Raw genomic sequence first — 11,826 nt, 5'->3', positions numbered from 1 at the left:
CACTGCCCATAGTTAAATGTCAACTCGCTTTTGCATCAATTACAATTTTATTGCCCATCCTTACCTTAATATCCGACCCTACGGCAAAGAATGCCGAAACCGGTTCGTTTTTCAAATACGGCTCAAAGGCTTCACCATATAGCCCGGCAACATCGGCATCAAAAATATAATCTTTAACCGCGCCGGTTTGCCACGAAACATGCTCAACCTGGTACTCCATGGTACTTATGCTGGTTAGTTTGTTATAACCCCAGTAATGTTCAAGAATAAACTCTTCGGCGCTGCCGGCTTTAATATCCAGTAATTGATTGCTTGCTGTAGCACCAAGTTTATTCCATCTGTTGTTAAACTTCCACTCGTATAAAAAGCGGGTATGGTTGTCTTCTGTCAGGGTAACTGAGCTGCGCATAGGCAATGCCCGGTAGTGCTCTTTATACAACTTATTGGCAATGAGCGCTATCAGGTTTTTGGGTACAATTTCGCTTATAAACACGGCTCCGCGTTTCCATTCGGTGCCGTTAAAATGCCTTACATAAAAGCGCAGGTTTACCTCCTCAAAATTTACATGTCCCAACCATTTAATACCCAACACTTTGGTATCGGCAAATACAAACCCTACCATGCTTACCAGTGCTTTGCCCTGCCACAGATCAAGCACCGTGCCGGGCGGCAAATAAGCATCCAGCACATGCGGATCAACCTCATAATTGAGCATTACCAGGTTTTTCCACTGTGCTTTTAAAAATTGCCTTTTAGCCATTTTGGGAGGGTAGTAAAATAGGAACGATGAACCGGAAAAATGTAATTATGAGTGATAAATAGTGAGTAATAAACAGTAAATAAAGCTTTATCGATCAAATTTTAACATAATCCGATGCAAAAAAACACTACTTATCGTTCAAAACTCACCAAATTATTGCTCACTACTTTTTATAGTATTTCATTGCCTCAGGTATCCTGTTCTGAATATCTTGTATACGGGTAGCATCGGCAGGGTGAGTGCTTAAAAACTCAGGCGGGGTACCGCCTTTATTCTGGGCCGACATGCGTTGCCAAAAGGCAACCGCGGTATGCGGATCATAACCGGCCATGGCCATAAAGGTAAGTCCCAAACGGTCGGCCTCTGACTCCTGGTCGCGTGAGTATTTCAACAACAATAACTGTCCGCCAACCCCATAAAGCTGATTTATTACAGTTTGCGTGCCAGATGATTGATTATTGGTGGCTACTCCTACCCCGGTGCCTACACCCTCTACCACCATTTGTTTTGATATACGCTCGGCCGAGTGCCTTGCAATAGCGTGCCCAATTTCGTGGCCCATAACAACCGCAAGGTAAGCGTCAGTATTGGCCACCGGCAACAAACCGCTGTATACTGCTACTTTACCGCCTGGCATACACCACGCGTTAACCTCATTGCTTTGTATCAGGTTAAATTCCCATTGAAAATTGTACTGGTCGCCGTAACCGTTGTCTTTCAAGTAGCGCTCAATAGCAACGGCCAGGTTATTGCCTATCCGCTTAACACGCTGGGCATCGGTACCGCTGCTTATCACCTTTGTTTTAGGATCAGATAATAGTTGTTTGTAGCTTGCCGCGGCTGATTGGTTTACTTCGGCATCGCCAACCAGGCTTAATTGCTTACGACCGGTTAGCGGAACTGTTGAACAGGAAAACAATGCACAAATAAACATAAGTGCAATGGCAGGTCTTAATTTTTTCATAGTTATCAGGTAGTTTTTTTCTTAAAAAAATTAACTTTTGACTCTTTGCCTTTTAATAAGCGTTCGATATTTTTTTGGTGTGTTACAAGTATGAGCAGGCATATGCACATGCCATAAATAACAACTGACCTAATTGACGTGGGGAATATAAATGAAACCCCAATAGGATAAGTAAAGGCAGCTGCAATTGAACTAAGCGATACATACTTTGTAGCTAAAAGCACCACAACAAATACCACAACACATAATAAAGCGGCATGCAAATGAATAGCCAAAATCATTCCAAACAAAGTGGCAACGCCTTTACCACCCCTAAAACCGGCAAAAATAGGAAACAGGTGACCCATTACCGCCGCCACACCTAAGGCAAGGGCATAATTGGTATAAGCAATTGAATTTGAGGGGCCGGTAGTTGATACCCCTATAAAATAAGCGAGGTTGGTGGCTGTCCACCCTTTTAAAATATCAAGCAGCATTACGGGGATACCGGCCTTTTTACCCAACACCCTGAAGGTATTGGTTGCCCCGGCATTACCGCTGCCATATTCCCTTACATCAATATCGTAAAAAGCCAGTCCTATCCAAACGGCAGTAGGGATTGACCCGCAGAGATAAGCCAGTATGAGTGCTGAAACTGAATAAACGGTTATCATTTCCCTGCAATATTACAAAATTGATATGGTACTAAGTTTTTAATCATAATTTAAACGCTAAGCGTTAAATACTAACAGCAAAATCTTAAAATACTGATTCAAAATCCTGAGTTAAATGGTTCAGATCGCGGTATCAGACGGCTTTAAGACTCAGGTCCAAACTTTTTATTGAATGTGTTAAGGCCCCTACTGATATGTAATCAACCCCGCAATCAGCATATTCGCGTATATTATTAATAGTTATGCCTCCCGATGCTTCTGTAATAAAACGGCCCTGTATAATATCAACCGCCTGCCGCAGATCGGCAAAACTAAAGTTATCAAGCAATATACGGTTTACATGGCCTGTCTGTAAAACCTGATCAAGCTCTTCCAGGTTGCGCACTTCAATTTCAATAGCCAGTTTTTTATTATTGTCAATAAGATACTGGTTGGCGCGCTCAATGGCATATGCTATGCCGCCTGCATAATCAACATGATTATCCTTGATCAGTATCATGTCATATAAACCAAAACGGTGGTTAACCCCTCCGCCTATCCGCACGGCCCATTTTTCAAGATAACGTAATCCGGGTGTTGTTTTACGGGTATCTAAAACTTTGGTGTTGGTACCATCTAACAGATCAACTATATGGCGGGTTGTTGTAGCAATTCCAGACATACGCTGCATACAATTCAACACAAGGCGCTCGGCTATTAAAATACTTTGAGCGTTGCCTTCAACTTCAAAAGCTATGTCTCCGGGCTTTACAGCTGTGCCATCTTCTAAAAACACATTAAGTTTAAGCCCCGCATCAACAATGTTAAAAATTTCGGCTGCCAGTTCAATACCGGCCAATATGCCTTCGTCCTTTACTAAAAGCTTTGCCTTACCGGTGGTATTAGCAGGAATGGTTGATAACGAAGTATGATCGCCATCACCAACATCTTCCTTTAAAGCCTCAATTATAAAATGGTGTACTAATTCTTTATCCAAGTGTGTTACGCTTTAAGCCCCAAAAGTAACAACATTTTTTGGATGGGTAAGTTTTAGATGTACAGATTTTAGATATGCCGGTTATACCAGCCCGTTAGCAACATCGTAATCTGTGCGCATTTGAAATTTGCACACCTACTTCACTTTTTCGTTTTCAATGCGCAACTCAATAATGGTCATTTTGTTCTGCGTACCTTTCAGGGTAAACGCAACCCGGTACAACCCGGTATCGGTAGTTAAAATAAATACGCCCAGGCGGTAATTGGCGCTTGAATTTACCTTATGTAACAACTTAATGCTTTTGGGCTTGTTCTTCGCAAAAAAGTTATTTAGTATGATAGTAGCCTGGGCCTGTGAGTAAATATTCTCATTATCCATTATGGCTATCTCAATATTGGAGGCAAATGATTTGGCTAATTCCTTGGCGTTGCCCTGCTTTATCAGATTAGCCACATCATCGATCGGATCGGCAGAAATGACTGGCAATATGAGTAAAATAATGAATGATGGCAGGTAAATCAGCTTCATATAATAATGTATATAATACGCAAGTACATGGGTTACATTTTACTATAAAGACAATCAGCAGGTTTATTAATGATTTAATATACCTATAACTGTTTTTATAATCAATTATTATTAAAAATAGCTGATTATCATAAACCCGCAAACCGAAATTAAAAAAATAATCACATAAAGTACGGATTGCCTTTATATTTGCGATGTGGAAAATAAAAAGAAACTCGCATTAATTATTCTTGATGGCTGGGGTTACGGCCGTAACGATCAATCGAACGCCATACTTGCAGCCGATACACCTTTTTTTGATAGCTTGTTAACGCAGTATCCTAACTCAAAGTTAGAGGCATCAGGAACCGCGGTGGGCTTACCTGCCGGGCAAATGGGCAATTCAGAAGTTGGGCACATGAACCTGGGCGCGGGCCGCGTGGTTTACCAGGAGCTGGGCCGCATTCATAAAGCTGTTGATGATAATGAACTGCCAACTATTCCGGTACTTAAGGATGCCTTTGAATACGCCAAACAAAACAACCGTGACGTGCACTTTATCGGCCTCGTGTCTGACGGTGGCGTGCACTCCCACATCAGGCATGTTAAAGGCTTGTGCGATGCCGCCACGCAGCTGAATGTAAAAAATGTATATATCCACGCCTTTTTAGATGGCCGCGATACCGACCCTAAATCGGGCCTGGGCTTTGTTACCGAACTGGAAGAATATATTGAAGGATCAGAAATAAAGATAGCGTCGGCTATTGGCCGTTATTACGCCATGGACCGCGATAACCGCTGGGAAAGGGTTAAACTGGCTTATGACCTGATGGTTAACGGCCTGGGCGAAGCCACACAAGATATTACCGGTGCCATTAAAAGATCATATGATGAAGGCGTAACCGACGAGTTTATAAAACCTGTGGTTAAGGTTGACGCGGATGGAAAGCCGCTGGCTGTTATTAAAGATGGCGACGTGGTGATCTGTTTTAACTTCCGTACTGACAGGGGCCGCGAGATTAGCATCGCCCTTACACAAAAATCAATCCCCGAGTATAACATCCACCCGCTTGATATCCGTTACATCACCATGACACCTTATGATGAAACGTTTAAAAACGTGCAGGTAGTGTTTAACAAAGAGGACCTGACCAAAACCCTGGGCGAGATATTGCAGAATGCCAGTAAAACACAAATAAGGATTGCCGAAACCGAAAAATACCCGCATGTAACCTTTTTCTTTTCGGGCGGCAGGGAAAAAGAATTTGATAACGAAAAGCGCCTGCTGGTGCCATCGCCAAAAGTGGCTACCTATGATCTGCAGCCCGAAATGAGCGCGGCAGGAATACGCGATGCCATTATTCCTGAACTGGAAAGCGGCTGGCCCGACTTTATTTGCCTTAACTTTGCCAATACCGACATGGTGGGCCATACCGGGGTTTTCAGCGCGGTTGTTAAAGCTGCAGAAACTGCCGATGCCTGTACCAAAGCGGTGGTTGAAGCCGGTTTGGCAAATGGTTACTCATTTATTATCATTGCCGACCATGGTAATGCCGACTATATGATCAATGAAGACGGCACGCCCAATACAGCGCATACCACCAACCTGGTGCCCTGCATCATTATTGATAAAGACGTTAAATACGTAAAGGACGGCAAACTGGGCGACGTGGCGCCAACCATATTAAACATACTGGGCGTAGCCATTCCCCCGGAAATGACTGGTAATGTATTGGTGTAAATTAAAGCCAACAACCATAATAGCTGCCGTTTTTGGCGGCGCAATGCTGCTATCCGGCTTGCAGAGCTGCAAGCCGGATATTAAGCAAAGCGGCGGCGTATTAAAATATTTTGATATAAGCGGCTATTTCAAGGCCGATACCGCAAGGCTGCGAAAGCTGGATGTAGCGGTTAATAAAACGGTTACCCATAACGGCGTAACAGAAAATAAAACTGTGCATATTGCCAACTGGGGCCAGGAACTAAATCTCTTTATACAATCAGATATTAACAGGCCCGCCTGGAAAAACAGTTATAAAGTTCAAACTACCGATAGTTTAATAGTATACCAGGCCAGGTACCCCGAGCTGCGCACCACCCGCATAGTCATAAAAAAAGATAAGGAACAGGTAAAATGGGTGCTTATTTATAACCATACCAAAAACCTGCTGTATGAAACCCGCGAAAAACTAAGCTATTACCCTGATTCGGTTTACCTGATAGAAAAATGGCAAAAGGTAAAGCTTATGGGGCGCAACAATTATATCATTAAGGGTGTTTTGTCAACGAAGAAATAGTGGATCTGCAAACGCTATTTAATTCCTGAAAAGCAGCCTGAAATTCGAATTTGAGATATTGATTACCGAGTAAAATTTTTACTATCAGTGGCGGGCTACCGTATTTGCTGTAGCCTGTGATAATTTTGCTTTTGACTGATCTATCAGGTTTGCGATATCCATGCGGCCGGGGTTGTTGTTCAGTACTTTTTCCAGATCGGCTACAGAGGCTTTCAGCGAGTTTATGCCCCGCGTTCTGTCGTAAAAATGCGAATTGTTCTGCAATTTAAACATACCGTAATCGCGGTAAGCTATTCCCCGGTTTTGATAATACCTGTTATCATTAGGGTCGCCGTTTATAGATATAGCCTTGGTAAGGTCAACAATTGCTCCTAACAGGTAAAGTTCCTTATCGGCCGGCGCGGTCTGATTGTCCCTCCCCAGGTAAGTTTTGGCCCTCGCTCTATAATAGTAAGCACTGGCATCGGCAGGCTTAATGGCAATAACCCGGGTATAAGCCACTATTGATTTTTTATAATTATCGCTATGATAATATGAATACCCCAGCATCCACAATGCGTTGGCGTTGGTTGAATCGGTAATACATGCCCTTTCGAGATGTGACACAGCCGATCTGAAATCGCCATCCATCAGGGCCTGCTGGCCCATTTTTACATAAGCACTCTGTGCCGATGCTGATTCAAGCGAAGACATAATCAAAAAGGAAACGATGACCGATAACTTCATTTGCGATTAGTGATGAAACAAAAGCGGTATAATATTAACTAACATTATATCAAATTATTATGCCAAAAGTGCTTTTATCAAAAAAAATATTACCCTGTTAAAAAAACCAGGCGGCTATAGTATGACTTTTTTTCATATTTACCAATAAATTCTTATTTAATTGATAAACAAACCAGTAATTTGCAATAGCCATGCAATCAAACTATTACACTGCCAAATTGCTTGTTAATAATTATTAGCATATCTTGGCACAGGTCTTGAAACATAATAGGCCAAAGGTAATAGCCATAACTTTACCTATAATTAACAAGCCTGTAACTAATACGGGCTGACAACATGACGGTTTTTTTCTATATATAAAACATAATTAATGACTTTTGATCCATTTGATTTCAAAAATGCTTTACCGGTTATAAATGAAGACTCGGAGTTTTTTCCTCTGATGTCAACTGAAGACGAGGAAGAAATGAACAATGAAGAGGTGCCGGAGGTATTATCTATACTCCCACTGCGTAATACGGTTCTGTTTCCTGGTGTGGTAATACCAATAACTGTTGGCAGAGATAAATCAATTAAACTGATACGCGATGCCAATAAGGGCAATCGTATGATTGGGGTAGTTTCGCAACAGGATGTGGGGATTGAAGACCCTAATTTTGACCAGCTGAACAAAGTTGGTACCATAGCCCTCATCATAAAAATGCTGCAAATGCCCGATGGCAACACTACGGTTATCATCCAGGGAAAAAAACGCTTCTTTTTAAAAGAGCAGGTACAAAGCGAACCTTACATAAAGGCTACTGTTGAACCTTTTAAAGAAATAAAAGCAAAGGAAGATAAGGAATTTAAGGCCATGGTATCGTCTATTAAGGACATGGCCATGAATATTATACAGTTATCGCCCAATATACCGAGCGAGGCCGGCATAGCTATCCGCAATATTGAAAGCACTTCATTCCTTATCAATTTCATATCATCAAATATGAACGCTGATATGGTGGCCAAACAGCGCTTGCTGGAAGTGGCTAACCTGCGCGAAAGAGCCAACCTGGTATTGGAGCACTTGACGCTTGACCTGCAAATGCTGGAGCTTAAAAACCAGATACAAACCAAAGTACGTGTTGACCTGGATAAACAGCAAAGGGACTATTTTTTAAATCAGCAGCTAAAAACCATACAGGAAGAATTAGGCGGCAACTCGCCTGATCTGGAAATAGACAGCCTGCGCCAGCGCGGCATTAAAAAGAAGTGGGCAAAAGAGGTTAAGGATCATTTTGCCAAAGAGCTTGAAAAATTAACGCGCACCAATCCGGCAGCGGCCGACTATTCGGTACAGATCAATTACCTTGAACTGCTGCTTGACCTGCCCTGGAATGAATTTACCAAAGACAACTTTGACCTTAAGCGCGCTCAAAAAGTGCTTGACAAGGACCATTTCGGGTTAGAAAAAGTAAAACAGCGCATTATTGAATACCTGGCTGTGCTTAAACTAAAGCACGACATGAAAGCCCCTATACTTTGCCTGGTGGGCCCTCCGGGGGTTGGTAAAACCTCATTGGGAAAATCAATTGCTAAAGCATTGGGGCGCAAATATGTACGCATGGCCCTGGGCGGTATCCGCGATGAGGCCGAAATAAGGGGTCACCGTAAAACTTATATTGGCGCTATGCCGGGCCGTATCATACAATCCATTAAAAAGGCCGGTGCTGCCAACCCGGTATTTATATTGGATGAGATTGATAAGGTAGGCAACGATTTCAGGGGCGATCCGTCATCGGCTTTGCTGGAAGTGCTTGATCCTGAACAGAACAGCACTTTTTACGATCATTATGTGGAGATGGATTTCGACCTGTCTAACGTTATGTTCATAGCAACCGCCAACTCACTGAGCAACATACAACCCGCCCTGCTTGACAGGATGGAGATCATTGAAGTGAACGGTTACACCATTGAAGAAAAAATTGAGATAGCCAAACAGCACCTGCTGCCCAAACAGCGCGAGGCACACGGTCTCAAATTAAAAGACGTAGGCCTTAAATCTGATGTGCTTGAAAAACTGATAGTTGACTATACCCGCGAATCGGGCGTACGTTCACTTGAAAAAAAGATAGGATCAGTAGTTCGTGGCGTGGCCAAAAGCATTGCCATGGAAGAGGAATATAATGCCACGGTAAACAAAAAGGATATTGAAAAAATATTGGGCGCCCCTATTTTTGACAAGGATCTTTACGAAGGCAATGATGTTGCCGGCGTTGTTACCGGTTTAGCCTGGACATCAGTTGGCGGCGACATTCTTTTTATTGAAGCCAGCTTAAGCCCGGGTAAAGGCAGGCTAACGCTGACCGGCAGCCTTGGTGACGTAATGAAAGAGTCGGTAACCATTGCGCTGGCTTACCTGCGCGCGCACGCGGCTGATTTTAATATCAATCCAAAATTATTTGATCTGTGGGATGTGCATGTGCACGTTCCGGCTGGCGCAACACCAAAAGACGGCCCATCAGCTGGTATTACCATGCTCACCGCTTTAGTATCGGCCTTTACACAACGCAAGGTAAAACCAAACATGGCCATGACCGGCGAGATAACCCTGCGCGGCCGTGTGCTTGCCGTAGGCGGCATCAAGGAAAAAATATTGGCTGCCAAACGCGCCAATATTAAAGAGGTTATTTTATGTAAATCAAACCATAAGGATATTCTTGAAATTAAAGAAGATTATATCAGGGACCTCAAGTTCCACTATGTAACCGATATGCGCGATGTTATTAACATCGCCCTTTTAGATGAGAAAGTGAGCAATCCGCTCGATCTTACCGTTAAAGAGGACGAAAAAGCAATTGCAAATTAAAAAAAGAGGGGGTTAAAAATTGTTTTAACCCCTCTTTTTTTATGGCTTTATAAATCAGTCCAATTTTCTATATTAGGCGTTTATATATTAAACAACCTAATGTCGAATAAACTATTCCTAACTCTTATCTGCCTGTTTGGTACCATCAGCTTATTTGCACAAACACGCGGCCACGAATTTGCCATACAGTCCGACAATGATTCATTCCTGGGCCAGGGCTCAGACAGGTATTATACCAACGGCATCTTTTTTTATTACCGTAAGGCTTTAAAAACGGGTAATAGCAATTCCCTTCAAAACAAAGTGCTGGGCTTTGAAATAGGACAAAAGATGTTTAACCCACAATCGGGCTATGTACCAGATGCCACCTATATCGACAGACCATTCGCTGCTTATTCGTATCTGGGCTCAACCCTTAACTTACTGTTCAAAAACGAAAGTAATATTAAACTCAGCGCCCAATTAGGCATTGTAGGCCCGGCTGCAGGCGGTGAGCCAATGCAAAAGCTTATCCATAACACATTTGGTTTTTATCATTTAAACGGCTGGCAATACCAGGTTAAAAACAACGTACAGCTTAACCTCGGGGCCGAATACAATAAATTGCTCGCCAGGGCTTCATGGGTTGATGTAAGCTTAGCATCATACGCTAATCTGGGCAACGGATTTACCGGGGCAGGCCTGGGGCCGTTGGTGCGCCTGGGAAATTTTAACCAGCTATTCAATTCGGTGAGTACCCAAAGTACGGTATCCGCTGCAGACCAAACCGGTTTGCTGCATAAGCACGAGATATTTTTTTATTATAAACCGCAAATAAACGGTGTATTATATGATGCTACGATACAGGGCAGTCTGTTCAATAAAAGCCACGATGCCGGTAGTTTAGAAGTAACCCTGGATAAAAAGCCCTTAATATTTAGTCAGCAGGTAGGTGTGGCATTTACCACCAGCCGTTTTCTGTTTGATGTTGCAGCCATATTTCACACCCGCGAGGTGGAAGGCATGTTAAGATCACACCAATGGGGCAGTATAACGGGCGCATACCGATTTAAATAACAGGTATATTTTTTATGCCTCTGTACGCTTAAAATCTGCCGGTTTAATCATCCGTTCCCGCTCTGCGGTCAGCTTTTTTGGCGGAGTGTTTCTTTTTGCTGTCAAGCCGGGCGGCTTTAACCGCTTTACTTACTTTTGTAGGTTTACGCAGCTTAGGTTTATGTAGTGCGCGGTTTAATAGTGATATGAGCCTTTCAATGGCTTTTTCTTTGTTCAGGTATTGGCTGCGCTCTTCATCACAGATCACCTGTACCAAACCGTCTTTATTTAAGCGGTTTTGCAGCTTATCGGCCAGCTGTAACTTTTCTTCGGCAGTAAATAATTCCGAACCCTCAATATTAAACAAAAGCTCTACTTTGCTCGAAACTTTATTTACATTTTGCCCGCCCTTGCCACCGCTGCGCGAAGTTTTATAGGTAATCTCCTTTTGAAGATCTGATTTAGTAAGGTTCATATTTGGCAAAAATAGCTTTTTTGGCCAATGATCACCTGCAATAAGCAGTTCCGCCTCGTTACGGCGCTTGATCTATCCTATAAACTTTTGGGCGTGTACCCCAAAGCGGTTTAAAAAATCAACCCCCTCATCACTTGCCAGGCCTTTATACTCGGCGTATGATTTATCAAAATAAACACGTTTAATACCAGCCGAAAATATGAGGCGGGCGCAAGGCAAACAAGGCGATAAAGTTGTATACAGCGTTGCCCCATCCAATTTAGCACCGTTCTTCACCGCATACAATATGGCGTTCTCTTCGGCGTGTAAGGCGAGGGAACAGCTGCCTTTTGAATCGCGGGGACAGCCGGTTGCCGGCCATTCCTCGTCGCAGTTATGTGTACCGGCTGGCGGACCGTTATAACCTATGGAAATAATTCGGGTATCGCGGGTTAAAACAGCGCCTACCTGGGCCTTAACGCAGTGTGAGCGCTTGGCCAGGTCAGTGGCCAGGTTCATAAAAATATGATCGAAACTTGGTTTCATTTAGTTTACTGGTTCAATAGTTCAATGGTTCATTAGTATTGGCATAATGTTACCAACCAATGA

Annotated in this window: 12 protein-coding genes; 4 read left to right on the top strand and 8 right to left on the bottom strand. The window is 43.0% G+C overall.

Going from position 1 to position 11,826, the window contains the following annotated elements:
* Positions 1–19: 19 nt before the first annotated feature.
* The 5 genes from J2W55_RS02435 to J2W55_RS02415 form a co-directional block, all read right to left on the bottom strand.
* Positions 20–760 (bottom strand): YqjF family protein, encoded by a 741-nt coding sequence (locus tag J2W55_RS02435; RefSeq protein ID WP_310091535.1) that lies wholly within the window; start codon positions 758–760, stop codon positions 20–22.
* A gap of 163 nt (positions 761–923) precedes the next feature.
* Positions 924–1,724 (bottom strand): M48 family metallopeptidase, encoded by an 801-nt coding sequence (locus J2W55_RS02430; protein ID WP_310091533.1) that lies wholly within the window; start codon positions 1,722–1,724, stop codon positions 924–926.
* Between the two features lie 5 nt (positions 1,725–1,729).
* Positions 1,730–2,377, bottom strand: a complete 648-nt coding sequence (gene plsY, locus J2W55_RS02425) for a glycerol-3-phosphate 1-O-acyltransferase PlsY (protein ID WP_310091531.1) — start codon at positions 2,375–2,377, stop codon at positions 1,730–1,732.
* Positions 2,378–2,510: 133 nt separating this feature from the next.
* Positions 2,511–3,353, bottom strand: coding sequence for a carboxylating nicotinate-nucleotide diphosphorylase (gene nadC / locus J2W55_RS02420; RefSeq protein ID WP_310091529.1), 843 nt, complete (start codon positions 3,351–3,353; stop codon positions 2,511–2,513).
* A gap of 135 nt (positions 3,354–3,488) precedes the next feature.
* On the bottom strand, positions 3,489–3,881 hold the full coding sequence (locus tag J2W55_RS02415; protein ID WP_310091528.1) for a DUF4783 domain-containing protein: 393 nt from the start codon (positions 3,879–3,881) through the stop codon (positions 3,489–3,491).
* A gap of 196 nt (positions 3,882–4,077) precedes the next feature.
* On the opposite strand from J2W55_RS02415, the gene gpmI reads away from it, so the two are divergent.
* Both gpmI and J2W55_RS02405 read left to right on the top strand, forming a co-directional pair.
* A complete protein-coding gene (gpmI, locus tag J2W55_RS02410) occupies positions 4,078–5,601 on the top strand; it encodes a 2,3-bisphosphoglycerate-independent phosphoglycerate mutase (protein ID WP_310091526.1) in 1,524 nt (507 codons plus the stop codon).
* On the top strand, positions 5,588–6,157 hold the full coding sequence (locus J2W55_RS02405) for a hypothetical protein (protein WP_310091524.1): 570 nt from the start codon (positions 5,588–5,590) through the stop codon (positions 6,155–6,157). The genes gpmI and J2W55_RS02405 overlap by 14 nt, the downstream gene beginning before the upstream one ends.
* An 84-nt stretch (positions 6,158–6,241) precedes the next feature.
* Here the strand turns inward: J2W55_RS02405 and J2W55_RS02400 are convergent, their stop codons facing one another.
* Positions 6,242–6,883 (bottom strand): tetratricopeptide repeat protein, encoded by a 642-nt coding sequence (locus tag J2W55_RS02400; protein ID WP_310091522.1) that lies wholly within the window; start codon positions 6,881–6,883, stop codon positions 6,242–6,244.
* 370 nt (positions 6,884–7,253) lie between these two features.
* Between J2W55_RS02400 and lon the strand changes: the two genes are divergently transcribed.
* Both lon and J2W55_RS02390 read left to right on the top strand, forming a co-directional pair.
* The gene (gene lon / locus J2W55_RS02395) at positions 7,254–9,728 is read left to right on the top strand and encodes an endopeptidase La (RefSeq protein ID WP_310091519.1); all 2,475 of its coding nucleotides are present in this window, start codon (positions 7,254–7,256) and stop codon (positions 9,726–9,728) included.
* Positions 9,729–9,827: 99 nt separating this feature from the next.
* Complete coding sequence (locus tag J2W55_RS02390) at positions 9,828–10,784, top strand: lipid A deacylase LpxR family protein (RefSeq protein ID WP_310091517.1); 957 nt, start codon at positions 9,828–9,830, stop codon at positions 10,782–10,784.
* Positions 10,785–10,827: 43 nt separating this feature from the next.
* On the opposite strand, the gene arfB is transcribed toward J2W55_RS02390, so the two are convergent.
* On the bottom strand, positions 10,828–11,238 hold the full coding sequence (arfB, locus tag J2W55_RS02385; RefSeq protein ID WP_310091515.1) for an alternative ribosome rescue aminoacyl-tRNA hydrolase ArfB: 411 nt from the start codon (positions 11,236–11,238) through the stop codon (positions 10,828–10,830).
* Between the two features lie 72 nt (positions 11,239–11,310).
* Entirely contained in the window at positions 11,311–11,763 is a 453-nt protein-coding gene (locus J2W55_RS02380) for a deoxycytidylate deaminase (protein ID WP_310091513.1), read from the bottom strand.
* Positions 11,764–11,826 lie beyond the last annotated feature (63 nt).

This window comes from Mucilaginibacter pocheonensis (genome assembly GCF_031456535.1).
GTDB classification, from domain to species: Bacteria; Bacteroidota; Bacteroidia; order Sphingobacteriales; family Sphingobacteriaceae; genus Mucilaginibacter; species Mucilaginibacter pocheonensis.
The sequence above is the reverse complement of the archived record's forward strand: the minus strand, read 5'-3'. Positions and strand labels throughout refer to the sequence as shown.